This window comes from Pseudoduganella aquatica (assembly GCF_020865585.1).
GTDB lineage: Bacteria > Pseudomonadota > Gammaproteobacteria > Burkholderiales > Burkholderiaceae_D > Rugamonas > Rugamonas aquatica_A.
In genome coordinates, this window is sequence record NZ_CP086370.1 from 985,464 (window position 1) to 1,011,708 (window position 26,245).

General features: G+C 63.8%; 27 protein-coding genes. 17 read left to right on the forward strand and 10 right to left on the reverse strand.

Annotated features, from left to right (window positions below):
* The first annotated feature begins 25 nt into the window (after positions 1–25).
* The 4 genes from KT882_RS04355 (at position 26) to KT882_RS04370 (ending at position 3,114) form a co-directional block, all read left to right on the forward strand.
* Complete coding sequence (locus KT882_RS04355) at positions 26–469, forward strand: DUF3224 domain-containing protein (RefSeq protein WP_228894555.1); 444 nt, start codon at positions 26–28, stop codon at positions 467–469.
* A gap of 87 nt (positions 470–556) precedes the next feature.
* Positions 557–970: a hypothetical protein gene (locus KT882_RS04360; RefSeq protein ID WP_228894556.1), complete on the forward strand. Its 414-nt coding sequence runs from the start codon at positions 557–559 to the stop codon at positions 968–970.
* 18 nt (positions 971–988) lie between these two features.
* Positions 989–2,308, forward strand: coding sequence for an amidohydrolase (locus tag KT882_RS04365; RefSeq protein WP_161071389.1), 1,320 nt, complete (start codon positions 989–991; stop codon positions 2,306–2,308).
* A gap of 5 nt (positions 2,309–2,313) precedes the next feature.
* Positions 2,314–3,114, forward strand: a complete 801-nt coding sequence (locus KT882_RS04370) for an AraC family transcriptional regulator (RefSeq protein WP_161071388.1) — start codon at positions 2,314–2,316, stop codon at positions 3,112–3,114.
* Here KT882_RS04370 and KT882_RS04375 read toward each other — a convergent pair.
* The 3 genes from KT882_RS04375 to KT882_RS04385 all read right to left on the reverse strand — a co-directional run bounded on the left by KT882_RS04375 (position 3,068) and on the right by KT882_RS04385 (position 5,233).
* A complete protein-coding gene (locus KT882_RS04375; RefSeq protein ID WP_228894558.1) occupies positions 3,068–4,057 on the reverse strand; it encodes a proline dehydrogenase family protein in 990 nt (329 codons plus the stop codon). The two genes, KT882_RS04370 and KT882_RS04375, sit on opposite strands and share 47 nt — an antisense overlap.
* Before the next feature lie 76 nt (positions 4,058–4,133).
* A complete protein-coding gene (locus KT882_RS04380; RefSeq protein WP_228894560.1) occupies positions 4,134–4,802 on the reverse strand; it encodes an ion channel in 669 nt (222 codons plus the stop codon).
* A complete protein-coding gene (locus KT882_RS04385; protein WP_228896542.1) occupies positions 4,799–5,233 on the reverse strand; it encodes an acyl-CoA thioesterase in 435 nt (144 codons plus the stop codon). The genes KT882_RS04380 and KT882_RS04385 overlap by 4 nt, the downstream gene beginning before the upstream one ends.
* A gap of 90 nt (positions 5,234–5,323) precedes the next feature.
* On the opposite strand from KT882_RS04385, the gene ychF reads away from it, so the two are divergent.
* Complete coding sequence (gene ychF, locus KT882_RS04390; RefSeq protein ID WP_161071386.1) at positions 5,324–6,415, forward strand: redox-regulated ATPase YchF; 1,092 nt, start codon at positions 5,324–5,326, stop codon at positions 6,413–6,415.
* Between the two features lie 178 nt (positions 6,416–6,593).
* Here ychF and KT882_RS04395 read toward each other — a convergent pair whose 3' ends face one another.
* Complete coding sequence (locus KT882_RS04395; protein WP_228894562.1) at positions 6,594–7,094, reverse strand: nuclear transport factor 2 family protein; 501 nt, start codon at positions 7,092–7,094, stop codon at positions 6,594–6,596.
* Positions 7,095–7,224: 130 nt separating this feature from the next.
* Here KT882_RS04395 and KT882_RS04400 point away from each other — a divergent pair, with 130 nt between their 5' ends.
* The 3 genes from KT882_RS04400 (at position 7,225) to KT882_RS04410 (ending at position 11,306) form a co-directional block, all read left to right on the forward strand.
* A complete protein-coding gene (locus KT882_RS04400; protein ID WP_228894564.1) occupies positions 7,225–9,096 on the forward strand; it encodes an NYN domain-containing protein in 1,872 nt (623 codons plus the stop codon).
* 207 nt (positions 9,097–9,303) lie between these two features.
* Entirely contained in the window at positions 9,304–10,155 is an 852-nt protein-coding gene (locus KT882_RS04405) for an MOSC domain-containing protein (RefSeq protein WP_161071383.1), read from the forward strand.
* Entirely contained in the window at positions 10,155–11,306 is a 1,152-nt protein-coding gene (locus KT882_RS04410; protein ID WP_161071382.1) for a GGDEF domain-containing protein, read from the forward strand. Before KT882_RS04405 ends, KT882_RS04410 begins: the two co-directional genes overlap by 1 nt.
* Positions 11,307–11,571: 265 nt before the next feature.
* On the opposite strand, the gene KT882_RS04415 is transcribed toward KT882_RS04410, so the two are convergent.
* Positions 11,572–13,548 carry a monovalent cation:proton antiporter family protein gene (locus KT882_RS04415; protein ID WP_161071381.1) on the reverse strand — a complete coding sequence of 659 codons (1,977 nt, stop codon included), beginning with the start codon at positions 13,546–13,548 and terminating at the stop codon, positions 11,572–11,574.
* Positions 13,549–13,657: 109 nt separating this feature from the next.
* On the opposite strand from KT882_RS04415, the gene KT882_RS04420 reads away from it, so the two are divergent.
* The 8 genes from KT882_RS04420 (at position 13,658) to KT882_RS04455 (ending at position 20,278) form a co-directional block, all read left to right on the forward strand.
* Positions 13,658–14,656, forward strand: coding sequence for a KpsF/GutQ family sugar-phosphate isomerase (locus KT882_RS04420; protein WP_161071380.1), 999 nt, complete (start codon positions 13,658–13,660; stop codon positions 14,654–14,656).
* 1 nt (position 14,657) lies between these two features.
* Entirely contained in the window at positions 14,658–15,197 is a 540-nt protein-coding gene (locus KT882_RS04425; protein ID WP_161071379.1) for a KdsC family phosphatase, read from the forward strand.
* A gap of 11 nt (positions 15,198–15,208) precedes the next feature.
* Positions 15,209–15,802 (forward strand): LPS export ABC transporter periplasmic protein LptC, encoded by a 594-nt coding sequence (gene lptC, locus KT882_RS04430; RefSeq protein ID WP_228894572.1) that lies wholly within the window; start codon positions 15,209–15,211, stop codon positions 15,800–15,802.
* Between the two features lie 14 nt (positions 15,803–15,816).
* Positions 15,817–16,413, forward strand: a complete 597-nt coding sequence (lptA, locus tag KT882_RS04435; protein ID WP_228894576.1) for a lipopolysaccharide transport periplasmic protein LptA — start codon at positions 15,817–15,819, stop codon at positions 16,411–16,413.
* 2 nt (positions 16,414–16,415) lie between these two features.
* On the forward strand, positions 16,416–17,177 hold the full coding sequence (gene lptB, locus KT882_RS04440) for an LPS export ABC transporter ATP-binding protein (protein WP_228894577.1): 762 nt from the start codon (positions 16,416–16,418) through the stop codon (positions 17,175–17,177).
* A gap of 15 nt (positions 17,178–17,192) precedes the next feature.
* Entirely contained in the window at positions 17,193–18,677 is a 1,485-nt protein-coding gene (locus tag KT882_RS04445) for an RNA polymerase factor sigma-54 (protein WP_161071377.1), read from the forward strand.
* 69 nt (positions 18,678–18,746) lie between these two features.
* Positions 18,747–19,103, forward strand: a complete 357-nt coding sequence (gene hpf, locus KT882_RS04450; protein ID WP_161071376.1) for a ribosome hibernation-promoting factor, HPF/YfiA family — start codon at positions 18,747–18,749, stop codon at positions 19,101–19,103.
* A 95-nt stretch (positions 19,104–19,198) separates the two neighbouring features.
* Positions 19,199–20,278 (forward strand): enoyl-CoA hydratase/isomerase family protein, encoded by a 1,080-nt coding sequence (locus KT882_RS04455; RefSeq protein WP_228894579.1) that lies wholly within the window; start codon positions 19,199–19,201, stop codon positions 20,276–20,278.
* Here the strand turns inward: KT882_RS04455 and rapZ are convergent, their stop codons facing one another.
* The 5 genes from rapZ to ilvA form a co-directional block, all read right to left on the reverse strand.
* Positions 20,279–21,142: an RNase adapter RapZ gene (gene rapZ, locus KT882_RS04460; RefSeq protein ID WP_161071374.1), complete on the reverse strand. Its 864-nt coding sequence runs from the start codon at positions 21,140–21,142 to the stop codon at positions 20,279–20,281. It lies immediately after the preceding gene.
* A gap of 71 nt (positions 21,143–21,213) precedes the next feature.
* Positions 21,214–22,149 (reverse strand): HPr(Ser) kinase/phosphatase, encoded by a 936-nt coding sequence (hprK, locus tag KT882_RS04465; RefSeq protein WP_056404135.1) that lies wholly within the window; start codon positions 22,147–22,149, stop codon positions 21,214–21,216.
* A gap of 43 nt (positions 22,150–22,192) precedes the next feature.
* The gene (locus KT882_RS04470) at positions 22,193–22,675 is read right to left on the reverse strand and encodes a PTS sugar transporter subunit IIA (RefSeq protein ID WP_107870025.1); all 483 of its coding nucleotides are present in this window, start codon (positions 22,673–22,675) and stop codon (positions 22,193–22,195) included.
* Between the two features lie 371 nt (positions 22,676–23,046).
* Entirely contained in the window at positions 23,047–23,880 is an 834-nt protein-coding gene (queF, locus tag KT882_RS04475) for an NADPH-dependent 7-cyano-7-deazaguanine reductase QueF (protein ID WP_228894581.1), read from the reverse strand.
* 120 nt (positions 23,881–24,000) lie between these two features.
* Positions 24,001–25,536 carry a threonine ammonia-lyase, biosynthetic gene (gene ilvA, locus KT882_RS04480; protein ID WP_161071372.1) on the reverse strand — a complete coding sequence of 512 codons (1,536 nt, stop codon included), beginning with the start codon at positions 25,534–25,536 and terminating at the stop codon, positions 24,001–24,003.
* 134 nt (positions 25,537–25,670) lie between these two features.
* Here ilvA and KT882_RS04485 point away from each other — a divergent pair, with 134 nt between their 5' ends.
* Complete coding sequence (locus KT882_RS04485) at positions 25,671–26,165, forward strand: YqaA family protein (RefSeq protein WP_228894583.1); 495 nt, start codon at positions 25,671–25,673, stop codon at positions 26,163–26,165.
* Positions 26,166–26,245: the final 80 nt, after the last annotated feature.

Below are 26,245 nucleotides of genomic sequence, written 5' to 3' on the forward strand. Positions count from 1 at the left end.
GCTCCACCTTCCAAGAAAGCGCGCCATGAAACCAGTCCTTGCCATCCTCGCCGCCCTCGCTTGCCTGTCCGCCCGCGCGGAGCGTGTGGAAGGCACGTTCGAGATCAAGATGTCGCCGGCGTCCGCGCCGCAGCACGAAGGCCGCACGGCCACCGGGCGCATGTTACTTGAAAAACAATACTCCGGCGACCTGCAAGCTGCCGGCACAGGCGAAATGCTGACGGCCATGACCGACACCAAAGGCTCCGCCGCCTACGTCGCCATCGAGCGCATCACCGGCACGCTGAAGGGGAAGACCGGCAGCTTTGTCGTGCAGCACGCCGGCACCATGCACGGCGGCGACAGCCAGCTCGCGGTGACCATCGTGCCCGACTCCGGCACCGGGGAGCTGGCCGGCATCAGCGGCCGGATGTCGCTGAAGCAGGTGGACCGCAAGCACCAGTACGAACTGGACTACGTGCTGCCCTGACCGCGCATCGGCCGGACACAGATGTACTTGACTTCTTACACCTGTCAGATATTATTGACATATCAAATAAATAACTAGGAGAGGTCTATGAAAGAAGTGTCTTTGTTCCGGCTGTATGCGCTGCGGGCGGTGTACCTGCTGATCGTTGTGGGACTGGCGCTGCTGGTCTGGCCCGGCATCCTGCACCACAGCAAGCCGTGGGAGCTGATGGAAGGCGTGGTGTTGTGCATGCTGGCCGCGTTCTCGCTGCTGTGCGCGCTGGGCCTGCGCTATCCGCTGCAAATGCTGCCCGTGTTGCTGTGGGAGCTGGTCTGGAAAGTGCTGTGGCTGTCGCTGGTTGCGCTGCCCGCCTGGCGCTCCGGAAACATGAGCCAGGCCGTGCTGGAAAACACCATCGCCTGCATGGTGGTGATCGTGGTGCCGCTGGCCATGCCCTGGCGCTACGTGTTCGACCACTACCTGAAAAAATCCGGCGACCGCTGGCGCCTTGCGGCCAATTAACATGCGAATATAGGGGCTATGAAAAAATCCCTCGCATACTTTCCCCTGGCGCTGGCGGCAGCGCTGACAACGATGGCCGCCACGGCGCAGGATGGCGCGCCGCTCAAGACGCAGGTCGCAAAGCGCATCGACAGCATGTATCCGCAGCTGGAAATGGTCTACAAGGACTTGCATGCCCATCCCGAAATCGCCTTCCAGGAAGTGCGCACCGCCGCCAAGCTGGCGGCCGAGATGCGCGCGCTCGGCTTTGAAGTCACCGAAGGCGTGGGCAAGACCGGGCTGGTGGCGATTTACAAAAACGGCCCCGGCCCAACCGTCATGGTGCGCACCGAACTGGACGCGCTGCCGATGGAGGAAAAGACCGGCCTGCCTTACGCCAGCAAGGCGCGCACCCAGTCCGGCGGCGCGGAAACCTACGTCATGCACAGCTGCGGTCACGACATCCACATGGCCAGCTGGCTGGGCGCGGCGCGCACCCTGGTCGAGCTGAAATCGCAATGGCAGGGCAGCCTGATGTTCATTGCCCAGCCGGCCGAAGAAACCGTATCCGGGGCCAAGGCCATGCTGGCGGATGGCCTGTTCAAGCGCTTCCCCAAGCCGGACCTGGCGTTCGCCCTGCATTCCTGGCCCACCGCGCACGGCACGGTCGGCTACAACGTCGGGCCGGTGTCGTCCAACTCCGACTCCATCGAGATCGTGTTCAAGGGCCGTGGCGGCCACGGTTCCGCGCCGGACAAGGCGCTGGACCCTATCGCCATCGCCGCGCGCTTCGTGGTGGACGTGCAGACCGTGGTCAGCCGCGAGAAAGACCCCAAGGAATTCGGCGTCGTCACCATAGGCGCGATCCAGGGCGGCACCGTGGGCAACATTATTCCGGACAGCGTGCTGGTGCGCGGCACCATCCGCTCCTACAGCCCTGGCGTGCGCGCCAAGCTGCTGGAAGGCGTGCGGCGCGTCGCCAATGCATCGGCCGCGATGGCGGGCGCGCCGGCGCCGGACGTGGAACTCAAGTCCGGCGGCCAGGCCATCATCAACAACGAAGCGCTGGTGCGCAAGACCGAAGCCGTGCTGAAGGACGCACTCGGCGCCGCCAACGTCGGCCTGATCGCGCCGATGACGGCCAGCGAAGACTTCTCCGAATACGTGAACCAGGGCGTTCCCGGCATGTTCTTCTTCACCGGCGTCTATCCCGCCAAGGCCGTGGCCGAGGCCGAAGCCGCCGGCGGCAAGCCGCTGGCCTTCAACCACTCGCCGTTCTATGCGCCGGTGCCCGAGCCGTCCATCAAGACGGCGGCGCAGGCCATGAGCCTTGCGGTGCTGAGCGCACTGGCGCGCTGACGGCCATGCAGCCCGTGTTCTGGCGCGACGCCGCGCTGCCCTTCATCGAGGCGCGCTCCATACGCGGCGGCCGCGACCTGTGCTACGCGCGGCATACGCACAGCACCTTTTCCATCGGCGCGGTCACCGGCGGCGTGAGCACCTACTGGAACCGGCGCAGCAAAGAAACCGTGGGCGCGGGCAGCGTGGTGGTGATCAACCCGGAGGACGCGCACGCCTGCAATCCCGCCGCCGGCCAGCCCTGGTCCTACCGCATGTTTTATGTGGACGTGGCCTGGCTGACCGCGCTGCAGCACGAACTCGGCTTCAGCCCCAATGCGGACTTCCGGGCATTTTTAACGACCTTGAACACCTCGCTGTTCGCCGGCCTGAACCGGCTCTACGACACCTTGACCTCGGCGCACGCAGACGGCTTGCAGAAGGAGAGCGCAGCCCTCGGCTTCTTTATGGACATGCAGCAAACGCTGGACCCGGCGTCCGCGCCGCTGGCGGGCGCCAACGGCAAGCTGCTGCGCGCCGCTGAATTCATCAGCGACAATTGCACGCGCCTGCTCAGCCTGGACGACATTTGCGCTGCCGCCAGCCTGTCTCCGGCCTACCTGATCCGCGCCTTCAAAGGCCAGTTCGGCATGACGCCGCACGCCTACCTGGTCAACCGCCGCATCCAATACGGCCAAGGGCGGCTCAAGCGCGGCGCCGCGATTGCCGACGCCGCCATCGAAAGCGGCTTTGCCGACCAGGCCCACTTCCAGCGCGCCTTCAAGCAGCACCTTGCGGCCACGCCGGGGCAGTACCGGGGCCGATAAGGTCCACCACGGCCTGGAATACCCGGGCCGGTTCTTCCGCGATGCGGTTCAGCACGTAGAGGAAATACTCCTCGCCGAAGATCGCATACTCGCGGGTTTGAAAGCCGCGCCGGCGCAGCGCGTCCAGGCCGTCCGCTCCCAGCCCGAACAGCGTTTCAAATTCCGATTGCTGCGGCGGCAGTTTTTGCTCCAGGATGAAGCCGGCCAGATCGTTCTGCAACTGCGCGTCGTGCGTGGCGAGCGAGCACTTGTGGCCGCTGGTCAGCAGGGTCTGCGCAAAGCGGCGGTAGGCGGCGGCCAGTTCCGGGCTGCTGCGGTCCCAGGCAATCCCGGGCGATTCAAGGAAGGCGCCCTTGACCAGGCGGATGCGGCCGGGCGCTTCCATCAGCCGTGGCAAGTCCTGTGCGCTGCGGTGCAGTTTGGCGGGCACGGTGATCCCCACGTTGTCCAGCCCGGCCTCGCCGTGCAGCCGGAGATAGGTGGTGTAGATCAGGCCGGCGCGGTCCGCGCCCTCCATGGAAATCATCACCTCGCGGCCGGTGCTTGCGGCGGCGCTGGCGATGCGCCTGGCGTTGCGATAGCCCAGCTCGGGGTCGACCAGCAAGCCGACGTGGGACAGATCCAGCGACACCGAGCACGGCAGCTGTTCGTGCGCGATGGCGTGCACCAGTTCCAGGAAGACCGCCGTGTCGGCGTTGGCCTTGCCCTCGTTGCGGCAGCTTTCGCCCACAAACTCCGCCGATCCTGCATGTCCGCGCGCGGCAACTGCGTGCAAATGCCGCACCACGTCCGCGACCGTTTGCCCCGCCACGTAGCGCGCGGCCACACGGCGCACATAAGGCCGTAGCTGCGGATCGTTGCAGAAGCGTTCTTTTGCCTGCTCGTTGAGCGCCAAAGAGCGCAGGCTGTCGGCCGCCAGCGCCATCATGTTCGGGGTGTGCATCGTCTGGTCCTTTCAAATTAACGAAAGGACAGCGTATGCGCACCCCGTGCCGCTGTATTGAAGGAAATTGCCCTGCTTAAGACTTGTTGGACTGCAGGGTAAAGCCGATCAGGCGCGCCACCACGGCCGCGAGATACATCAGGCCGACCAGCATCTCGACGCTGGCGATGGCCCGCGCCTGGGAGGTCAGCGGAATGACGTCGCCGATGCCGGTGCTCGACAGCAGGGCGAAGCTCAGATAGTTCAGCTCGGTCCAGGTGCGCGGCGCGGCGGCGTTCACCGCTGCGCCGAAAGTGCCGGGCTGCAGGGTCTGGAGCAGGATGAACACGTGCGTGAAAGCCCAAGCCAGCAGCGTGAACGCCGCGCCCGCCGCGAACAGCTCGTCCGTCGTGGCCTGGCGGTCCTCCATCATATAGGCCACCAGGCTGGCGGCCGCATAGAAGTAGAACGCCGCCTCCAGCGCGGAGGACCAGGGCAGCAGCCCGGGCAGGTCGAACGCCATTTGCAGGCCCAGCAGCGCAATCACCGGCCCGGCGATGCTGGCGCTGATCCAGGCGTGGCCAGGCGTGCGCCGCACCATGCGTGTGGCGACCAGCAGCACGAGAATGCCGAACACATTGAAAATAATGTGGCCGCCGCGCACGCTTTCGATAAAGGGATACAGTAGCATGCCCAGCAGTTGCGTCAGCAGCAATACCGCCGACGGGTGGCGCTTGGTGCTGCGCATCAAGGGGAAGGGATTCACGCTTGCGCCCCGCGCAGGGTCTCCAGCACTTGCCGCACCGGCGCCGGGATGGGCACCGAGCGGTTGCTGGCGCGCTCGACGTAGACGTGGACGAAATGGCCGGCCGCGCAAGGCTGCTCGTCGTCATTGCGGAACAGCGCGATTTCATAGCGCACGCTGGAATTGCCCAGCTTGGCCACGCGGATGCCGGCGTGGATGGTGTCCGGGAAGGAGATCGAGCTGAAGTAGGCGCAGCCGCTGTCGACCACGAAACCGACCACCTCGCCTTTGTGAATATCGAGCACGCCGCGTTCGATCAGGAACTGGTTTACCGCCGTGTCGAAATAGGAATAATAAACAACATTGTTGACATGGCCATACACGTCATTGTCCATCCATCGCGTAGCAATGGACAGGAAATGGGGGAATTGCGAGCGTTTGGCGTCGCGCATCGTCATGGAAGCTCCTGGTTCTGGGGTACAATTGATCCTTACGCGCGGGCAATCGGCGCAGCAAAACAATACCATCATTAAAGGTTTTTCATGAGTCTCCAATGCGGCATCGTCGGCCTGCCTAACGTCGGCAAGTCCACTCTTTTCAATGCACTGACCAAAGCAGGCATTCCGGCTGAAAACTATCCGTTCTGCACCATCGAGCCCAACGTCGGCGTGGTGGAAGTTCCGGACCCGCGCATGGCCGCCCTGGCAGAGATCGTGAAGCCTGAACGCATGGTCAACGCCATCGTCGAGTTCGTCGACATCGCAGGACTGGTGGCGGGCGCTTCGCAGGGCGAGGGCCTGGGCAACCAGTTCCTGTCGCACATCCGCGAAACCGACGCCATCGTCAACGTGGTGCGCTGCTTCGAAGATGAAAACGTGATTCACGTGGCCGGTAAAGTTAGCCCGCTGGACGATATCGAAGTTATTCAAACCGAATTGGCGCTGGCCGATCTGGGCACCGCTGAAAAAGCGCTGCACCGTGAAAATAAAAAAGCCCGTTCCGGCGATAAAGACGCTGCCAAACTGGTCGCCCTGCTGGAAAAAATCATTCCGCAATTGAATGAAGCCAAACCAGTGCGCGCCATGGGCCTGGACGCTGATCAAATGGCGATCATTAAATCGCTGTGCCTGATCACCGCCAAACCGGCAATGTATGTGGCCAACGTTTCCGATACCGGCTTCACCAATAATCCGCTGCTGGACCAATTGACCGAATACGCTAAATCGCAGAATGCGCCTATCGTTGCCATTTGCGCCTCCATCGAAGCGGAAATCGCCGATCTGGACGATGCGGATAAAACCGAATTCCTGTCCGATATGGGCATGGAAGAGCCAGGCCTGGACCGCCTGATTCGCGCCGCATATAAACTGCTGGGCTTGCAGACCTATTTCACCGCCGGCGTAAAAGAAGTGCGCGCCTGGACCATCCATATCGGCGATACCGCTCCGCAAGCGGCCGGTGTTATTCACACCGATTTCGAACGCGGCTTTATTCGCGCCCAGACCATTGCCTATGACGATTACGTTGCGCTCAAAGGCGAAGCGGGCGCCAAGGAAGCGGGTAAGATGCGCGCCGAGGGCAAGGAATACGTGGTCAAGGATGGCGACGTACTGAACTTCCTGTTCAACGTCTAAATATCCAGCGGCCTAGGCCGCAATAAAAAAGCCGCGAGCAATCGCGGCTTTTTTTTCGTCCGTATTTTTCGTCAGCCGGGCACGGGGTAGGCCGGCACACTCAAATCTGGCGCGAACAAGCTAAAAGCTGGCTTAAAATGGCCACGCCAGCCCCATGAAAGCATGGGTAGCCGAGGTTTTACGGCGCGGCGGCCGGTTTGGCTTCGAAGTCCTTGATGATCTTGGTGAACTGGTCCATCAGCGGATTGGGCACCGCCAGCGACAATTGATAATGCTCGATCTCGAATCCGGACGCAGTGCGGTGAAGCACGCCGCTGGCCTGGCATATCCCCATCTGCGTATTCAATTGCTCATCAAACCAGGCATAACTTTTATCCGGCGAGAAATAGATATTGCGCTTGGCCGCAGTAAATGCCCAGGCCTTTTTCCTGTCGAAATAAGGCTTGGCCCAGACCTTGAATTCGTCACGCGTCCATATTTCTGTTTTATCCGTGCCGATATAAATCCCCTTGACCGCCATTTTGTCGAAATAGATGGGATCTGCTTGGGCAGCATCTTTATGCCACTGATCCATAAACGTATTGACCTGCGCGCGGAATGCCTCATCGGCGGCGGGCGATTGGGCGGCGGCGCTGGCGCTCATCAGCAGAAACACGAGGGTGGCGAGCAATTGCTTCATGGAGACTCCCGAAAAAAATGGTAAAGCCAGCATACACCAGGGCGGGCGATGGGCGGGCCTGGCTGTATAATCGTCAGGTTCGCCGGCCACCGGCCCAATAGCACCTCCTCACCACAGAAAACGAAATCACATGGCTTCATCCAACGATAACGTCAGCATGGCGCTGTTCTGCGACTTCGAAAACGTCGCCCTCGGCGTGCGCGACGCCAATTACGAAAAATTTGACATCAAGCCCGTACTGGAGCGTTTATTGCTCAAGGGCAGCATTGTGGTCAAAAAAGCGTATTGCGACTGGGACCGCTACAAAGGTTTCAAAGCGCCGATGCACGAAGCCAATTTCGAACTGATCGAAATCCCGCACGTGCGCCAATCGGGCAAAAACTCGGCCGACATCCGCATGGTCGTGGACGCGCTGGACTTGTGCTACACCAAAGCCCACGTTAACACTTTTGTCATTATTTCCGGCGACTCGGACTTCTCGCCGCTGGTCTCCAAGCTGCGCGAGAACAACAAGAAAGTGATCGGCGTGGGCGTCAAGCAGTCCACTTCGGACTTGCTGGTGGCCAACTGCGACGAGTTCATCTTCTATGACGACCTGGTGCGCGAAAGCCGCCGCGCGGCCGCCAAGCGCGACACGCGCGAAGGCCAGCCCGCCGTCAAGCGCACCCCGGAAGAAGAAAAACGCCGCCGCGAGGAAATGGACAAGCGCCGCCGCGAAGCGGTGGACATGGCCGTCGAGACCTTCGACGCGCTGGTTTCCGAGCGTGGCGATTCCGGCAAGATCTGGGCCTCCGTGCTGAAAGAGGCGATCAAGCGCCGCAAGCCGGACTTCAGCGAGTCCTATTATGGTTTCCGCACCTTCGGCAACCTGCTGGAAGAAGCCAAGGCGCGCGGCCTGCTGGAATTCGGCCGCGACGAGAAATCCGGTGCCTATGTATACCGTAGCAGCGGCGCAGGCATGGGCGAGCAGGGCGCGGCGGGAGAAGGCTCGGCGCCGGTGGCGGCGCCAGGCGCAGGTGAATCCGGCGAAGTTCGCCAGGATGGCCGTCCGGATGGCCGCCAGGAAGGCCGTCACGAAGGCCGGCGCGGCCGCGGCCGTGGCCGCAACCGCGGCGGCGAACGCTACGCCAGCCAGGAACCGGTATCGGAAGAAGTGTCGGCCGAGCTGCAGCTGGCGCAGGATGAAAACGCCTATGCGGAAGCCGAAGCCGTGCATGCCGCCGACGACGCCCCTTACGTTCACCCGGCCGCGGACGCGGAAGGCGGCGAGGCAGCTGATACTGTCGAGCAGCCGGCCGGCGGCGAGCAGGGCAGCGACGTAGTCGACGACCGCGACGAGGAAGAACGCGCGCTGGACGAAGCCGCCGCCGCCATTGCCAACGGCACGCGCAATGCGCGCGCCGCGCAGCAGCAGGCAGGCCAGGGCAAGCGCAAGCCGCCCAAGATCCCGGCCCGCCAGGCCAAGGCCGCCAAAGTGAAGGCGTCCCAGGCTGCCTCGGGAGGTGATTCGCGGGGCAAGCCAGCGGCGCAGCATGCCGCGCCTGCAGGCCGCCAGCCAGCCGCCCCGGCGGTTGTCCCGGCGCCGGTGCAGCCGCTTGCCGAGGTGGTGCAGGACAGCGTGGCTGCGGAAGCGCCTGTCGCCGTGCAGCCAGCCGTACAGCCGGCCACGAAAGGCCGCGCGCGCGCTCCCGCCAAGGGCCGCGCCAAGGCCGGCGAGCCGCGCCTGACTGCCGCAGCAGCCGAGGCAGCAGTGGTGGAAGCTCCCGCCGCCGCTCCGGCCCAGGAAGCGGCAGTTGCCGCCGAAGCGGCGCCGGCGCGTGCTGGTGGCCGCCGTGGCGCTGCTTCGGCCAAGCCGGCCCGGCCAGCCAAGGCCGCCAAGGCTGCCGAAACGATCGCCGAGCCTGCCGCGCCAGCCGCCGAGCAGGGCGATGCCGCCGACGCATCCGGCGACGCCAAGCCAGCCCGCAGCCCGCGCCGTCCGCGCAAGCCCGCAGCGAAATAAGGCAGCACCCGCAACCGGCGGACTGCCCGTCCGCCGGCGGCGCAGCCCGCGCCCAAAACGCCCCCAGCCCGCGCTGGGGGCTTTTTTTGCCGCCCGCCCGCGCAGCGCTGCGGTTTTCCCCGATTTACTGCTGGTCACTTTGCTGCCATACTGCCAACTTGAATAACATTTAGGCAGCGTCCGTTCGCGTTGCCTGCGGCGGTCAGCATGGCTATCCTCTCCGAAATCAACCTCTACCCGATCAAATCCTGTGCCGGCATGCCGCTGCGTTCCGCCACGCTGACCAGCGCAGGGCTGATGAAAGAGCAGATTTACGACCGCGAATGGATGGTGGTGGACCAGTCCGGCCTGGCGCTGACCCAGCGCGAGCATCCGCGCATGGCGCTCATCGTGCCGCGCCTGAAAGCGGACACGCTGGAACTGCGCGCGCCCGGCATGCTGCGCCTGGAGATCGCCCTCGGCCTGCCCGACCCCGAGCTGGCGCCCAAGCTCACCGTGCAAGTGTGGGACGACCAGGTGCTGGCCTACGACTGCGACGCCACCACCGCCGCCTGGTTCAGCAGCTTCCTCGGCCTGCCGTGCCGCCTGGTGCGCTTCCATGCACACGCCACCCGCGCCGTGTCGCAGAAATGGACCAATGGCGTGGCCGCCACCACCATGTTCTCGGACGGCTATCCGATCCTGGTGGCCGGCAGCGCCTCGCTGGCGGACCTGAACGAAAAGTTGCTCAAGGCCGGCCGCGAGGCGCTGCCGATGAACCGCTTCCGCCCCAACCTGGTGATCGACGGCATAGGCGCGTTTGAAGAAGACTACGCGGAAGATTTCCGCGCCGGCAGCGCCGTACTCAAGCCGGTCAAGCCCTGTCCGCGCTGCCCCATGCCCTCGATCGACCAGGCCACCGGCCAGTTCGGTCCGGACCCGCTCGACATCATGGCCGGCTACCGCGCCAAGCCCGAAGTGGAGGGGGCGCTGTGCTTCGGCATGAACAGCATCCTGCTCGAAGGCGACGGCCAGCAGCTGCATGTGGGCCAGGAAATCGACGTCAACCTGGCCTTCTGATGACCACCACCATGCCCGACAAAAAGTCCCAGGCGCTCGAGCTGGCGGCGGAAAACCAGGCGCTGCGCACGCGCATGGCCTACCTGCTGGAGCAGGCCGAGCGCAACCACAACATCATGATGCGGCACCAGGCCTTTGACCTGGAAATCGTCGGCGCGGGCACTTTCCCGGAGCTGGTGGGCACCATCTTCCGCACGCTGCCCATTATTTCCGAGCTGGAAGCGGTAACGCTGACGCTGATCGACGAAGGCGGCGACATCAACACGGTGATGGGCAAGCTGGGCGTGAACTTCAGCGAGTTCCCCGACCTGATTTTTGTGGAAGAAGTGGACGCCCTGGGCTTTGACCTGGGCCGCCGCAACGCCTACTCGCCCACGCCCAAGCCGCTGCTGGGCATGTACGACGCCGCCAAGCACGGGCACGCCTTCCCGCGTCCGCCGGACGGACTGCAAAGCGTGGCGCTGGTGCCGCTGCTGCGCAACAAGCGCATTATCGGCAGCCTGAACCTGGGCAGCGTGGACCCCACGCGCTTCACGCCCAGCCTGGGCACGGACTTCATCGAGCACATGGCCTCCATTATTGCCATCTGCCTGGAGAACGTGATCTCGAACGAGATGCTCAAGTACATCGGCCTGACCGACTCGCTGACCGGCGTGTACAACCGGCGCTATATGGACCGCCGCTTGCTGGAGGAAATTTCGCGCGCGCGGCGCCAAGCCTACGACATCTCCTTCATGTACATCGACATCGACCACTTCAAGCGGGTGAATGACACGGTGGGCCACCAGGGCGGCGACGAAGTGCTGCGCGAGGTGGCGCAGCGTATCAAGGCCGAGCTGCGGCTGTCGGACGCGCTGGCGCGCTTTGGCGGGGAGGAGTTCGTGGTACTGCTGATCAATGCGGACCTGGACAGCGCCGCCTTCGTGGCCGAGCGCATCCGCGCCGGCATCGCCGCCAGCATGATCCACGTCTCGCCCAGCGTGCGGGTATCGATCACGGCCTCGCTCGGGGTGGCCTGCCTGGACCGCAGCGACCTGTCGGTCACGCCGGAGACGGCCGCGATGGAACTGATCGCCCAAGCCGACTCCGCGCTCTACCAAGCCAAAGACAGCGGTCGCAACCGCGTGCTCACCTACCGCCCCGGCGACTAAACCTTAAGCAGCCTGAGCCGCATTCTCCCCATTTCGGGGTCAGACCCCGAAGGCGGATAAATGCGGCTCAGGCTGCTTGTAGGAATATTAGGCGAGCAGTAGGCGATTGACGCAGGATCGGCGCCACCTTGGCGCCTTGCCAACGCAGCCGGCGCTGTCGCCAGCGCTCTTTACGCCCATTGCAAGTGAACTGAGCCGCATTTCTCCCACCCCGGGGTCTGACCCCGAATTGGGGCGGATGCGGCTCAGGCTGCTTGTAGGATTGTTAGGTGAGAAGTAGGTGTTCGGCGCGGGCGACGGCGTCGGCGGCGCCGCGCAGCACGACTACGTCGCCTGCTTGCAGCACCGTGCCGGGCGCGACTTCGACCCCGCTTTTGCCGCGCCGGATGGAGGCGATTTCGGCGCCCGCCGTCTCTATCTCCACCTCGCTCAGCGCCTTGCCGACGCTGCCGGCTTTTTCGCCCAGCGCCACCGAGTGCAGCCGCAGCATCTCGTCGTCCCCGCCGGCGTCGCTGGCGCCGTGGAACCAGCCGCGCAGCGAGGCGTAGCGCGCTTCCCGCGCCGCCTGCACCCGGTGCACCACGCGCCGCAGCGGCACGCCCAGCATCACCAGCGCGTGCGAGGCCAGCATCAGGCTGCCTTCCATCAGCTCCGGCACCACTTCGGCCGCCCCGGCCGCTTTCAGCCGGTCCAGGTCCGTGTCGTCGTGGCTGCGCACGATCACCGGCAGCGCCGGCGCCAGCTCGTGCACCAGATGCAGCACCCGCAGCGCCGACGGCGTGCTGGCGTAGGTGATCACCACCGCGCTGGCGCGGTAGATGCCGGCCGCCACCAGGCTTTCGCGCCGCCCGGCGTCGCCGTAGGACACGTTGGCGCCCGCCGTCTGCGCTTCCTGCACCCGTTCCGGGTCCAGGTCCAGCGCGTGGTAGGCGATGTCTTCCTCGCTCAGCAGCGTGGCCAGGCTTTGCCCGCTGCGCCCGAAGCCGGCCACGATCACGTGCTTTTGCGTGCTCATGGTGCGCGTGGCGATCTTCGTCAGCGCCAGCGACTGCATCATCCATTCATTGCTCGACACCTTCATCACCAGCTGGTCGGACTTGGCGATGATGAACGGCGCCAGCAGCATCGACAGCACCATCGACGCCAGCACCACCTGGATAATGAACGGGTCCATCAGCGCCATGCCGCCGGCCAGGTTGAGCAGCACGAAGCCGAACTCGCCCGCCTGCGCCAGCGCCAGGCCGGTGCGCATCGACACCCCGTCCGACGAGCCGAACAGCTTGGCCAGCCCGGCAATGAGCGCGAACTTGAGCAGCACCGGCCCGGCCAGCAGCACCAGCACCAGCCACCAGTGCTCCACCACCAGCCGCAGGTTGAGCAGCATGCCCACGTTGATAAAGAACAGCCCCAGCAGCACGTCGCGGAAGGGCTTGATGTCCTCCTCCACCTGGTGCTTGTATTCGGTTTCCGAGATCAGCATGCCGGCCACGAAGGCGCCCAGCGCCATCGACAGCCCGGCCTTCTCCGTGATCCAGGCCGCGCCCAGCGTGATCAGGAGCAGGTTCAGCATGAACAGCTCCTGCGAGCGCCGCTTGACCACGATGGTGAACCAGCCGCGCACCAGCTTCTGCCCCACGAACAGCAGCAGCACCAGCACGATGGCGGCCTTGCCCGCCGCCCAGGCCAGCGTACTGAGCAGGTCGTCCGGGTTCTTCGACAGGGAGGGGATCAGTATCAGCAGCGGCACCACCGCCAGGTCCTGGAACAGCAGGATGCCGATAATCTTGCGGCCGTGCTCGCTCTCCAGCTCCAGCCGCTCGGTCAGCATCTTGACCACGATGGCGGTCGACGACATGGCCAGCGCGCCGCCCAGCGCGAACGAGGCCTGCCAGCCGATGTGCACGCCGGGCATCTGGGTCACCAGCAGCCAGCCCAGCACCATCGTGGCGGCGATGGTGGCCACCACCTGCGCCATGCCCAGCCCGAACACGATGCCGCGCATGGCCATCAGCTTGGGCAGCGAGAACTCCAGGCCGATCGAGAACATCAGGAACACCACGCCGAATTCGGCCAGGATGTGGCCGGCCTCGCTCTGTTCGGCCAGCCCCAGCGCGTGCGGCCCGATAATAATGCCGACCGCCAGATAGCCCAGCATGGGCGGCAGGTGCAGCATCCTGAACGCGACCACGCCCAGCACGGCGCTGCCCAGCAATAACAGGGTCAGTTCTAGCGGTGAAAACATGCGGCGGTTCCAGGTCAGCAGCCGATCCCGTTGTTTGTTGGGACTGGCAAGTTTTTTGCTTTCGCAATTCGGCTATACTTCCGGCATGAGTGTAACCGATGGAAATCCCATGCTGAAAGCTTTTGACAACAATACGGCCGAACGCGCGCTGGCGCTGGCCCGAGAAACCCTGCGGATCGAGGCGGACGCCATCATCGCCATGCACGCGCGCCTGGCCACCGACGACAGCGTCGGCAAGGCGGTCGCGTTGTTGCTGAACTGCAAAGGTCGCGTTGTGGTGTCCGGCATCGGCAAATCCGGCCATATCGCGCGCAAGATCGCCGCCACCCTGGCCTCGACCGGCACCCCGGCCCTGTTCGTGCATCCTGCCGAAGCCGCGCACGGCGACCTGGGCATGGTCACGCCCGAGGACGCCTTTATCGCCATCTCCTATTCCGGCGAAAGCTCGGAACTGATGGCCATCCTGCCGGTGGTCAAGCGCATGGGCAGCACCCTCATTTCCATGACCGGCAAGCCCGGCTCCAGCCTGGCCAAGCTGGCCGACGTGCACCTGGACGTCTCGGTCGACAAGGAAGCCTGCCCGATGAACCTGGCGCCCACCGCCAGCACCACCGTGACCCTGGCGCTGGGCGACGCGCTGGCCGTGGCGCTGCTGGACCTGCGCGGCTTCAAGGAAGAAGACTTCGCGCGCTCGCACCCGGGCGGCGCCCTGGGCCGCCGCCTGCTGACCCATGTGCGCGACGTCATGCGCAGCGGCGACGCCATCCCGGCCGTGGGCCTGGACACCCGCCTGCCGGACGCGCTGCTGGAAATCACCCAGAAGGGCATGGGCATGACCGCCATCGTCGATGCCGACAAGCGCCCGGTGGGCGTGTTCACCGACGGCGATTTGCGCCGCATGATAGAAAAAGTGCAGGATTTCAGCAAAGTGATCATCCGCGATGTGATGCACGCCAATCCGCGCAGCATTTCGCCTGATAAGCTGGCGGTGGATGCCGTCGCCATCATGGAGCAGTTCCGCATCAACCAGATGCTGGTGGTGGACGCCGACGGCAAGCTGGCCGGCGCGCTGCATATCCACGACCTGACCCGCGCCAAGGTGATCTGAGATGAACCAAGCCTACAACCTGGAAAACGTGGCGCGCGCCGCCAAGATCAAGCTGATGATCTTCGACGTGGACGGCGTGCTCACCGACGGCAGCCTGCACTACGGCCCGGACGGCGAAGTGATGAAGACCTTCAATGTGCACGACGGCCTGGGCATCAAGCTGCTGCAGGAAGCCGGCATCCTGACCGCCATCATCAGCGCGCGCCGTTCGCCGCAGGTGACGGCCCGCGCCAAGGACCTGGGCATCGAGTTCGTGCACCAGGGCGGCCACGACAAGCTGACCCCGTTCAACGACCTGCTGGCCAAGACCGGCCTGGGCGCGGACGAGGTGGGCTTTATCGGCGACGACGTGGTGGACCTGACGATATTGAAACGCGTGGGCTTCGCCGTGGGCGTGCCCAACGGCCGCGCCGATGTGCTGAGCCGCGTGCACCATGTGACCGAGGCGCATGGCGGCCGCGGCGCGGTGCGCGAGGTGTGCGAGTTCGTGCTGCGCGCCACCGGCAATTACGACAAGGTCATGGCCCAGTTCCTGGTCTGAGGGGGTAGCTAATGCGTAAACGAACCGCGCACCGCTGGCGCCTGAGCATGACCCTGGTGATCGGGGTCTTTGTTGCTTTCGGCACCTTCTGGTTGCTTCAGCTGATGAACCGCGGCGAAGAGGACATGCTGGCCGATAAGCGCCTGAACGAGCCCGATTACATCATCGAGCAGTTCAGCGTGGTGCGCATGGCCAAGGACGGCAAGCCGAGCTACATCGTGTCCGGCGACAAGCTGGTGCACCGTCCCATCGACGACGCATCGGAAATCGACAAGCCGGTGGTGCGCAACCTGAGCAGCACGCACCCGCCCATGGACATGAAGGCGGACCACGCGCGCGTGGACGAGAACAACTCGCGCGTGCAGTTGAAAGGCAATGTGCAGATCGACCGCGCGGCGCAGGACAAGGGCCAGGCGATGCAGATGACGACGCAGGCGCTCACCGTCTACCCGGACGAGGACCGCATGGAAACCAACCAGGCCGTGCAAATCGTGCAGGGCGGCGCCACCGCCACCGGCGCCGGTATGAAGGCGAACAACGCCACGCGCCAGGTTGTACTGCAGGGACGCGGACGGATTGTGTATCCGCCGGCGCAAACTAAATAGTGAATGGACAGACGATGAAAAAACTCCTGATTTCGGCCCTGCTGCTGTGCGCGGCCGGGCTGGTGCAGGCCGAGAAGGCCGACTCCACCAAGCCCACGCTGATCGACTACGACAACGCCGACGTCGACGACGTCAAGCAGATCAGCACCTTCACCGGCAACGTGGTGCTCACGCGCGGCACGCTGCTGATGAAAGCGGCCAAGGCGGTGGTGACCAAGGACCCGCAAGGCTACCAGTACGTGACGCTCACCAGCGCCGGAGGCAAGCCGACCACCTTCCGCCAAAAGCGCGACGGCGAAGGCGAGCAGTGGATGGAAGGTGAAGCCGAGCGCATCGAATACGACGGCAAGAACGAACTGGTGAAGCTGTTCGTGCGCGCCAAGGTGCGCCGCCTGGAAGGCAGCAAGCCGAGCGACGAAGTGTCGGGCGAGTTCATCTCCTACGACAGCCGGCGCGAGCAGTTCAGCGTGCGCAATACCGCCAGCGGCGAAGGCAAGACCGGCGGCGGCCGCGGCACCATGGTGATCCAGCCGTCCACGCCCAAGCCGGCTGCCCCGGCCGCTCCTGCTGCGCCGGCGGCGCCGGTCCAGCAACCGCCAGCGGGGAAATAACCATGGCTGAAGCAATGCAAAGCTGCACCAGCACCCTGGTGGTGCGCGGACTGCAGAAGTCCTACGGCAAGCGCCAGGTGGTGCACGACGTGTCGCTGCAGGTGGAATGCGGCGAAGTGGTGGGCCTGCTGGGGCCTAACGGCGCCGGCAAGACCACCTCCTTCTACATGATCGTGGGCCTGGTGCCGTCCGACGCGGGCAGCATCGACATCGCCGGCGTGGACGTGTCGAGCATGCCCATCCACCAGCGCGCCACCCTGGGCCTGTCCTACCTGCCGCAGGAGGCTTCGGTGTTCCGCAAGCTGACGGTGGAGGAGAATATCCGCGCCGTGCTGGAGATCCAGAAGGTCAACGGCAAGGCGCTGACCAAGCAGGAGATCAATGAGCGCCTGGACCGCCTGCTGGCCGACCTGCAGATCGAGAAGCTGCGCGAGAACGCCGCGCTGTCGCTGTCGGGCGGCGAGCGCCGCCGGGTGGAGATTGCGCGCGCGCTGGCCACCAACCCGCGCTTCGTGCTGCTGGACGAGCCATTCGCGGGCGTCGATCCGATCGCCGTGATCGAGATCCAGCGCATCGTGCGCTTCCTCAAGGAGCGCGGCATCGGCGTGCTGATCACCGACCATAACGTGCGCGAGACGCTGGGCATTTGCGACCGCGCCTACATCATTAACCAGGGCAGCGTGCTGGCGTCCGGCCGTCCGGACGACATCATCGCCGATGAATCGGTGCGGCGCGTCTACCTGGGCGAACACTTCCGCATGTAATTCCTGAACCAGCCCATGAAACAGTCACTGCAACTCCGCACCTCTCAGCACCTGGCGCTGACGCCGCAACTGCAGCAGTCGATCCGATTGCTGCAGCTGTCCACGCTGGAGCTGCACCAGGAACTGGAACAGCTGCTGGGCGAGAACCCGCTGCTGGAGCGCCTGGATGATCCGCTGGACCGCTCGCTGCGCCTGCTCGGCGACGGCGCCATCAACCAGACCCAGTCCGACGGCGCCGACGCGTCGCCGGCCGACGTGGGCGCGCCGGCGCAGGACAGCGCGCCGGCCGGCGAGGGCGACCCCTTCGACGGCGCCGGTGGCGACAGCGCCAGCGGCGCCGAGGCCGACACCGACTGGAGCGACGCCGGCCGCAGCAAGGCGCCGGACGACGAGGACTCGCGCCCGCAGCTCGAAGCGAGCCACTGCACCTTGCGCGAGCACCTGATGGAGCAGATGCGCGTGACCGTGCAGCAGCCGCGCGACCGCGTGCTGATGGAGCTGATCATCGACGCGCTGGACGAGAACGGCTACCTGGAAGAGCCGCTGGAAGAGATCCATGCGCGCCTGCCGGAAGAGGCGGACGTGGAGCTGGAGGAGCTGCAAACGGCGCTGACCCTGCTGCAAAGTTTCGACCCCATCGGCGTGGGCGCGCGCAGCGCCTCCGAGTGCCTGGCGCTGCAGATCAAGCGCATGCCCGGCGTGCCGCTGGTCACGCGACGCATGGCCATCTGCATCGTGGAAAAGCACCTGGCCTGGTTCGCGCAGCGCGAATTCAACAAGCTGAAAAAAGCCCTCGATTGCGACGACGAGGACCTGCGCGAAGCGCAAGCGGTGATCCGCCAGTGCAACCCGCACCCGGGCGCCGAGTTCGCTTCCGACGTGTCCGACTACGTGGTGCCGGACGTGATCGTGAAGAAGGCGCGCAATGGCTGGCAGGTCTCCTTGAACAACGACGTGATGCCGCGCCTGCGCGTGAACGCGCTGTACGCCAACATGCTCAAGCAGGGAAAAGGCGAGTCGGCCATGGGCGCGCAGCTGCAGGAAGCCAAGTGGCTGATCAAGAATATGCGCCAGCGTTTCGACACGATACTGCGCGTGGCGCAAGCGATAGTAGAAAGACAAAAGAACTTTTTCAGCCATGGCGCGGTTGCCATGAGACCCCTTGTGTTGCGTGAAATTGCTGATACACTGGGACTACACGAGAGCACTATTTCTCGGGTAACAACTCAGAAATACATGCTGACTCCGCATGGGATGTTTGAGTTGAAATATTTCTTTGGCAGCCACGTCGCCACCGAAGCAGGAGGAGAAGCATCCTCGACGGCGATACGGGCGCTGATAGTGCAACTGACAGGAGCAGAAGACCCGAAAAATCCTTTATCCGACAGTAAGATTGCGGACATGCTGGGAGAACAGGGCATGGTAATTGCGCGACGGACTGTTGCCAAATATCGCGAAGCCTTGAAAATCCCTCCGGTAAGTCTGCGTAAAGCTTTGTAGTTTTACTTGGGTTCCCCTGCGCTCAAATAACATTCGATAGCGCATGAGCCCTTATCTTTAGGAGTGTGTATGAATCTCACCATCAGTGGACATCATCTCGAAGTGACCCCCGCCATCCGTGAATACGTGCAGAACAAGCTGGAACGGGTAAAGCGCCATTTCGATCAAGTTATTGATATTGCTGTCATCCTGACTGTAGATAACCTCACCGAGAAAGACAAAAGGCAAAAAGCCGAGATCAACCTGCGCATGTCCGGCAAGACTGTGTACGTGGAAAGCCTGTCGCAAGACCTGTATGCTGCCATCGATACGCTGATCGACAAACTGGACCGCCAAGTCATGAAGTACAAGGCCAAAGTGCAGGAGCATGGCCACGACGCCATCAAGCATCTCCCGGACACCTACGAGCCAGCCGCCACCGCATAAGACGGTCACCGGCACTCCCAACAAAGGGCGCATCTGGCGCCCTTTTTTGCGCCCGCGCTAAAATGGCTGTCTAACAATCATAGAGACAATCAGCCATGAGCGAGCACGTCATCACCCAGGTTGCCAACGGCGCCGGCATCATCACCCTCGACCGCCCCAAGGCGCTCAACTCCCTCTCCCTCGACATGGTGCGCGCGCTGACCGCCGCCCTGCTGGCCTGGCGCGACGACAGCGCCGTGGCCGCCGTCGTCATCCGCAGCAGCAGCGAGAAGGCCTTTTGCGCCGGCGGCGACATCCGCTTCTTCCATGAAGTGGGGAACGCCACGCCGCAGGGAGGCAGCGCGCTGCTGGAGGACTTCTTCACCGAGGAATATGCCCTCAACCACCTGATCCACTATTACCCTAAACCGTATATCGCATTAATGGACGGCGTGGTGATGGGCGGCGGCATGGGCATCTCGCAGGGCGGCCCCGGCTGCGGCGTGCGCATCGTGACGGACCGTACCAAGATGGCCATGCCGGAAGTGAACATCGGCCTGTTCCCGGACGTGGGCGGCAGCCATTTCCTGTCGCACGCGCCGGGCAGCCTGGGGCGCTACCTGGGCCTCACCGGACTGACCGTGGGCGCTGCCGACGCGCTCTACGTGGGCCTGGCGGACTACTACGTGCCCGAGGCCCGCTGGAGCGCGCTGGGCGAGCTGCTGCAGGCCACGCCCGGAGCAGGCCTGCGCGATGCGATAGCGGCCTTTGCAGGCGCTGCTGGCAGTGCTGGCGCTGGCGTGCTGGAAACGGAGCGCGCCGCCATCGAGCGCCACTTCGCGGCGGACAGCGTGGCGGCCATCATGGCCTCGCTGGCCGGCGACGAGGGCGCCTTTGCGCAGAAGGCGCTGAAGGCCATGCAAAGCCGTTCGCCGCTGATGATGTGCGTCACGCTGGAGCTATTGAACCGCGGTGCGCGGATGGACGTGGCGGACTGCCTGCGCATGGAACGCAACCTGGTGCGCCGCAATTTCGAACATGGAGAAGTGCTGGAGGGCGTGCGCGCGCTGGTCATCGACAAGGACAACGCGCCGAAATGGTCGCCCGCCACGCTGGAGGACGTCACGCAGGAGATGGTGGATGCATTCTTCGCGCCGCCGTGGCCGGCGCACGCGCATCCCCTGCGCCACCTGTGATCACGACTGCTCGCGGTGGCGCAGCACCACGCGCTCAGTCGGATGGAAATGCCGCGCCAGCCGCTCGGCCATATACACCGAGCGGTGCTGCCCGCCCGTGCAGCCCACCGCCACGGTGAGATAGCTGCGGTTGTCGGTCTTGAACGACGGCAGCCACTTGCTGACGAAGTCGCGGATATCCTTGAACATTTCCTCTGCGCTGGGCTGCGCGTCCAGGAAGGCGATCACCGGCGCGTCGCGGCCCGTCATCGGGCGCAGGGCCAGGTCGTAATAAGGATTCGGAATCGCCCGCACATCGAACACGAAGTCCGCATCCAGCGGCACGCCAACCTTGAAAGCAAAGGACTCGAAGAACAGCGTCAGCGGCGCGTTCTCGCTTTGCACCAGGTCTTTGATCCAGGCGCGCAGCTTGTTGGCGCTCAGTTCCGAGGTGTCGATCACATGCCCCAGCTGCTCGATGGCCGACAGCCGCTCGCGCTCTTCCGAGATGCATTCGATCAGCGTGCGGCGCGCGGCCGGATTCTGGCCCGGCTTCAATTCATGCGACAGGGGATGGCTGCGGCGCGTTTCCGAGAAGCGCGCCACCAGCGAATGCGTGTTCGCCGTGAGATACATGATCTTGACGTCATGCCCCTGCTGGCGCAGGGCCTGCACGGCGTCCGGCAAGCTGGCCAGCGACTCGGCGCTGCGCGCGTCGACCGCCACGGCCAGCGCCTGCGTGCCCTCGTCGGTCAGCTGCAGCACCAGGTGCGCCAGCAGCGCCGGCGGCAGATTGTCCACACAATAATAGCCCGTGTCCTCAAGGACATTCAGGGCGACGGATTTTCCAGAGCCGGATATACCGGTGATGAGCACGATACGCATAGCTGAAGATGATACATCAAGACTACGCGATAGGTGCGTTAGCACACCAATTGGCGGCGGATGACGACTTATCAGTCGCCGCTCATGGCCTGTCTTTGGCGCTCCATGAACTCCTGCAGCGTATCGATGCCGCGCAGTTGCAGGATGGTGTTGCGCACCGCAGCCTCCAGCAGCACCGCGATGTTGCGGCCGGCCGCCACCGGGATCACCACCTTGCGGATAGGCAGCCCCAGCACGTCTTCGGTGGGGAACTGGAAAGGCAGCCGCTCCACTTCCTCCTCCAGCGCCGAGCGCCGCACCAGGTGCACGATCAGCTTCAGGCGCATCTTGCGGCGCACCGCCGTCTCGCCGAAGATGGCCTTGATGTCCAGCAGCCCCAGCCCGCGCACTTCCAACAGATTCTGCAGCAGGGCAGGGCAGCGTCCTTCAATCATATTGGGCGCAATGCGCGCGAACTCCACCGCATCGTCGGCCACCAGGCCGTGCGAGCGCGAAATCAGCTCCAGGCCCAGCTCCGACTTGCCCAGGCCCGAATCGCCGGTAATCAGCACGCCCACGCCCAGCACGTCCATGAACACGCCATGCATGATGATGCGCTGCGCCAGCTTCTTTGACAGGTACACGCGCAGGAAGTCGATCACCTGCGCCGCCGGCAATGGCGTGGAAAACAGCGGAATGTTCTTTTCGTCGCAGATGGCGAGGATATCGGGGGGCGTTTCCAGACCTTGCGCGATGATGAGCGCAGGCGGCCCACCAGCGATCAGCTCGCTGATAACGTGGGCGCGCGTCAGCGACTTCAGGCGCTGGTAGTAATTGATCTCCTGGTGCCCGAACACCTGGATGCGGCCGGGGTGGATGGTGTTCAAGTGGCCGACCTGGTCGGCCGCCGAGGCCACATCGCCCGAGATCAGGCGTTCGCCGCCGGGGAAGCCGGCGAACCAGCCTAGCTGCAACGTTTCACGATTGTCGTCGTAAAGGCGTTGTATCGTCAGGGGCGTTTGCAGCATAAGCGTATCTGTTCAGGGTGGAGACACCCTAGTGTAACCTGCTTTAACCTGCTGCTTGCAAGCTAGGTTGCCAATTCACGATGCGGCTGTACACCGACTGCGGGTCCGGATCGCTGGCCAGCGCGGTGCGGAAGCCGTCGTCCGAGAACATTTCGGCGATCTCGGACAGGATTTCCAGGTGCTGCTGGGTCACATGGTCCGGAATCAAGAGGAAGAACAGCAGGCTGACCGGCTTGCCGTCCGGCGACTCGAAGGGAATCGGCTCTGCCAGGCGCACAAAGGCCGCCAGCGGCGACTTCAGGCTCTTCATGCCCTTGATGCGTCCGTGCGGCACGGCCACGCCGTGGCCCAGGCCGGTGGAGCCCAGGCGCTCGCGCGCGAACAGATTGTCCGACACGGTAGAGCGGGCAATACCGCAGTTGTTTTCAAAAATCAGGCCGGCTTGCTCGAAAGCGCGCTTTTTGCTGGAAACTTCCAGGTCAAGCTGGACGTTTTCGAGGGATAGGATTTTGCTCAGGTTGTTCATAACGCGACGTGGAATGGTGCGGCGCACAAATGTGGCTTGCGAGCAGAATTATAGGCTGGTTTTTTTGCCGTGTAACTTGAATTCGCTTGCGCCATGGCTGGCTCCGCAATCCGCCGCAGTCCGCTTGGGGCAGGCCGTAGCGTTGTTAAATAAGCACTGGCAGGGATATTAGCCATTTCCGCATCGAATGCAAGACAAATGCCAGATTTTTGTCAGGAACTACGCGGATTGGCCGATTTTTGAATGTCTTTTACAGTTAACGGCTGCAGCTTTGAAAACTGCAACCTTTATTGATTCATTGTAAGACAAAACCGGGCCAAGTGATACAGGATTGCGCGACCCCAGCCACGTTTCAGTTGCAGATCAAAATCTTACTGGCGGGCATTGCGCAAATTGGACGGCATGGCGCCGGTGCTGTAGTTGGCGCGCCAGGGGTTGATGTCCAGTCCGCCGCGCCGCGTATACCTCGCATATACGGCCAGTTGGGTCGGTTTGCAATGGCGGAGTATGTCGGTAAAGATGCGTTCCACGCATTGTTCGTGGAATTCGTTGTGCTCGCGGAAACCGATCAGGTAGCGCAGCAGGCTTTCCTGGTCGATTTGCGGCCCCGAGTAGCAAATCTGCACGCTGCCCCAGTCCGGTTGGCCGGTGACCAGGCAGTTCGATTTGAGCAGGTGGGAAATAAACACTTCTTGCACCGGCAGGTCGTCCAGGTTGGCTTTCAGCACTTCCGGCTGCGGCGCGTAGTTGTCCACGTCGATATCCAGGCGGTCCAGCAACAGGCCGTCCAGCTCGCCCATCTGCAGCTTGGCGAAATCTTCCTGCAGGGTAATGACGACATGCACGCTGGCGCCGGCGGCGGCCGACAAGTCCTGTACCATCAGCGAGCGCAGCGCTTCCTCGTTGGCCAGGCGGGTCTGGTTGAAGGAGTTCAGGTAGAGCTTGAACGATTTCGATTCGATAATGTTGGGGGAATCGGCCGGGAAGGTGATCTTGGCCACCGCCACCTGCGGCTTGCCGCGCATGTTCAGCCACGACAGCTCATAGGCGTTCCAGATATCCACGCCGAAAAAAGGCAGCGTGCCCTGCAGGCCCAGCTCGTCGCGCTTGCCCTGGCGCGGGATGGGGAACAGCAGCTCCGGCGCGTAATCGGTGCGGTAAGCGGAGTTTTTGCCCAGCGGGGACAAGTCGGCGGTATTGGTCATGGCAGTGATAAAGGCGGAGGAACGAAGGACGCATGGTAGCGCAAAAGCCGCGTCCCCGCCGTGGCAAAACCGTAGGGCGGGTAGGGCGGGTTAGCGGCGCAGCCGCGTAACCCGCCAAGCTCAGCCGAGGAACAGCTTGTAAACCGGATTCTGCGACTCGTCCCAATACCGGTAGCCCAGGTTGGCCAGGAACTTGTTCAGCTCATCCATCTCGTCCGGCGGCACCTGCAGGCCGATCAGGATGCGTCCCACGTCGCCGCCTTGCGAGCGGTAGTGGCACAGCGAGATATTCCAGTTCGGCGCCATCGAATCCAGGAAGCGCATCAGCGCGCCCGGACGCTCGGGGAACTCGAAGCGGTACAGCAGCTCGTCCTTGGCCAGCGCGCTCTTGCCGCCCACCAGGTGGCGCAAGTGGGACTTGGCCAGCTCGTCATGCGTCAGGTCCAGCGTCTTGAAGTCGGCCGCCTCGAAGCCGCGCGCCAGCACGCTGGATTCGCCGCGGTCCGAAATCTGCACGCCGACAAAGACGTGCGCATCCTTCTGGTCGCTGATGCGGTAGTTGAACTCGGTCACGTTGCGCGGGCCGATCAGCGAGCAGAAGCGCTTGAAGCTGCCGCGCTGCTCGGGCAGGGTCACCGCGAACACCGCCTCGCGCGACTCGCCCAGCTCGGCGCGCTCCGCCACGAAGCGCAGGCGGTCGAAATTCATATTGGCGCCGCTGGCGATGGTCACCAGGGTCTGGTTGCGGACCGGATCCTTGGTCAGCTCGGCGCGCTCCACATAGGCCTTGGCGCCCGCGATGGCCAGCGCCCCGGACGGCTCCAGGATGCTGCGCGTATCGGTGAACACGTCCTTGATGGCCGCGCACACCGCGTCCGTATCGACAATGATGATGTCATCCACATACAGCTGCGCCAGGCGGAAGGTTTCCTCGCCCACCAGGCGCACGGCGGTGCCGTCCGCAAACAGGCCCACGTCCGCCAGCGTCACGCGCTCGCCCGCCTTCAGGCTCTTGCCCATGGCGTCCGAATCGAAGGTATGCACGCCGATGATCTTGATGTCCGGCCGCACCTGCTTCACGTAGGCAGCGATGCCCGCCAGCAGCCCGCCGCCGCCTATCGGCACGAAGATGGCGTGGATAGGCCCGTTGTGCTGGCGCAGGATCTCCATGCCGATGGTGCCCTGGCCTGCGATCACGTCCGGATCGTCGAAGGGGTGGACGAAGGTCAGCTTCTGTTCTTTTTCCAGCGTCAGCGCGTGGTTGTACGCGTCCGTGTAGGACTCGCCGTGCAGTATCACTTCCACGCCGGCGCCGCCGCGCGTGCGCACCGCGTCCACCTTCACCTGGGGCGTGGTGGTCGGCATCACGATCACGGCGCGGCAGCCCATCTTGTTGGCCGAGAACGCCAGGCCCTGCGCGTGGTTGCCGGCCGACGCGCAAATCACGCCGCGCTTCAGCTGGCCTTCGCTCAGGTGCGCCATCTTGTTGTAGGCGCCGCGAATCTTGAAGCTGAACACGTCCTGCATGTCTTCGCGCTTGAAATAAATTCGGTTCTGGTAGCGCTGCGACAGGGCAGGCGCCAGCTCAAGCGGCGTTTCGTGGGCCACGTCGTAGACGCGGGCGGTCAGGATCTTCTTCAGGTAGTCGATAGTCATAGTCTGCAATGAGTGATTCGGGGCGTGCTGCAAGGACTTGCTTTTCAACGGCGGGTAACCGGGGTGGGGCGGCGCTGTACTGCGTACTGTTGTGTAGTACCTCACGCGCCATGCCGGATCATTATAATGGCAGAATGATTGAATCCACCATCCAGTGGCTGCTGGAGCAGCTGTCCGCGCCGGAAGTCGGCCTGACTTCGGTCTTCTTTGTCAGCTTCGTCTCCGCCACCCTGGTGCCCATGGGCTCCGAGCCCATGGTGTTTGCCACCATCAAGGCCAACCCGGAACTGTTCTGGCCCGCCATCGCCGTGGCCACCCTGGGCAACACCCTGGGCGGCGCGCTGGACTACTGGATAGGCTACCGCGCCAAGGTGGCCTTCGCCAAGGAGCGCGAAAGCCGCTGGTTCCGCTGGCTGGCCCGCTACGGCGCCAAGACCATGCTGCTGTCCTGGGTGCCGGGCATAGGCGATCCCCTGTGCACGCTGGGCGGCTGGCTCAAGCTGCCGTTCTGGCCGTCCATCGCCTACATGGCCATCGGCAAGTGCGCGCGCTACCTCACCATGACCACCTTGCTGCTGTATGTGCCCGATGGTGTGTGGAAAACCATAGCCAATGCGCTGGGCGGTTGAGGCGGAATGTATTTTGTGGAAAGCCGCTTTCGCCGCATGAAAATTGCTCATGTGGCATGAAAAGGCAGGAAATTGTCTGA

Bases quoted from the DNA above. Each gene is read 5' to 3' on its own strand.
- KT882_RS04400 (WP_228894564.1), top strand. From the start codon at position 7,225: ATGGCTTCATCCAACGATAACGTCAGCATGGCGCTGTTCTGCGACTTC.
- lptC (WP_228894572.1), top strand. From the start codon at position 15,209: ATGCGTAAACGAACCGCGCACCGCTGGCGCCTGAGCATGACCCTGGTG.
- KT882_RS04455 (WP_228894579.1), top strand. From the start codon at position 19,199: ATGAGCGAGCACGTCATCACCCAGGTTGCCAACGGCGCCGGCATCATC.
- hprK (WP_056404135.1), bottom strand. From the start codon at position 22,149: ATGCTGCAAACGCCCCTGACGATACAACGCCTTTACGACGACAATCGT.
- ilvA (WP_161071372.1), bottom strand. From the start codon at position 25,536: ATGACTATCGACTACCTGAAGAAGATCCTGACCGCCCGCGTCTACGAC.
- queF (WP_228894581.1), bottom strand. From the start codon at position 23,880: ATGACCAATACCGCCGACTTGTCCCCGCTGGGCAAAAACTCCGCTTAC.
- lptB (WP_228894577.1), top strand. From the start codon at position 16,416: ATGGCTGAAGCAATGCAAAGCTGCACCAGCACCCTGGTGGTGCGCGGA.
- KT882_RS04485 (WP_228894583.1), top strand. From the start codon at position 25,671: ATGATTGAATCCACCATCCAGTGGCTGCTGGAGCAGCTGTCCGCGCCG.
- KT882_RS04410 (WP_161071382.1), top strand. From the start codon at position 10,155: ATGACCACCACCATGCCCGACAAAAAGTCCCAGGCGCTCGAGCTGGCG.
- KT882_RS04405 (WP_161071383.1), top strand. From the start codon at position 9,304: ATGGCTATCCTCTCCGAAATCAACCTCTACCCGATCAAATCCTGTGCC.
- KT882_RS04360 (WP_228894556.1), top strand. From the start codon at position 557: ATGAAAGAAGTGTCTTTGTTCCGGCTGTATGCGCTGCGGGCGGTGTAC.
- KT882_RS04370 (WP_161071388.1), top strand. From the start codon at position 2,314: ATGCAGCCCGTGTTCTGGCGCGACGCCGCGCTGCCCTTCATCGAGGCG.
- KT882_RS04425 (WP_161071379.1), top strand. From the start codon at position 14,658: ATGAACCAAGCCTACAACCTGGAAAACGTGGCGCGCGCCGCCAAGATC.
- KT882_RS04355 (WP_228894555.1), top strand. From the start codon at position 26: ATGAAACCAGTCCTTGCCATCCTCGCCGCCCTCGCTTGCCTGTCCGCC.
- KT882_RS04395 (WP_228894562.1), bottom strand. From the start codon at position 7,094: ATGAAGCAATTGCTCGCCACCCTCGTGTTTCTGCTGATGAGCGCCAGC.
- KT882_RS04365 (WP_161071389.1), top strand. From the start codon at position 989: ATGAAAAAATCCCTCGCATACTTTCCCCTGGCGCTGGCGGCAGCGCTG.
- KT882_RS04445 (WP_161071377.1), top strand. From the start codon at position 17,193: ATGAAACAGTCACTGCAACTCCGCACCTCTCAGCACCTGGCGCTGACG.
- KT882_RS04385 (WP_228896542.1), bottom strand. From the start codon at position 5,233: ATGCGCGACGCCAAACGCTCGCAATTCCCCCATTTCCTGTCCATTGCT.
- rapZ (WP_161071374.1), bottom strand. From the start codon at position 21,142: ATGCGTATCGTGCTCATCACCGGTATATCCGGCTCTGGAAAATCCGTC.
- ychF (WP_161071386.1), top strand. From the start codon at position 5,324: ATGAGTCTCCAATGCGGCATCGTCGGCCTGCCTAACGTCGGCAAGTCC.
- KT882_RS04415 (WP_161071381.1), bottom strand. From the start codon at position 13,548: ATGTTTTCACCGCTAGAACTGACCCTGTTATTGCTGGGCAGCGCCGTG.
- KT882_RS04375 (WP_228894558.1), bottom strand. From the start codon at position 4,057: ATGCACACCCCGAACATGATGGCGCTGGCGGCCGACAGCCTGCGCTCT.
- lptA (WP_228894576.1), top strand. From the start codon at position 15,817: ATGAAAAAACTCCTGATTTCGGCCCTGCTGCTGTGCGCGGCCGGGCTG.
- KT882_RS04470 (WP_107870025.1), bottom strand. From the start codon at position 22,675: ATGAACAACCTGAGCAAAATCCTATCCCTCGAAAACGTCCAGCTTGAC.
- hpf (WP_161071376.1), top strand. From the start codon at position 18,747: ATGAATCTCACCATCAGTGGACATCATCTCGAAGTGACCCCCGCCATC.
- KT882_RS04420 (WP_161071380.1), top strand. From the start codon at position 13,658: ATGCTGAAAGCTTTTGACAACAATACGGCCGAACGCGCGCTGGCGCTG.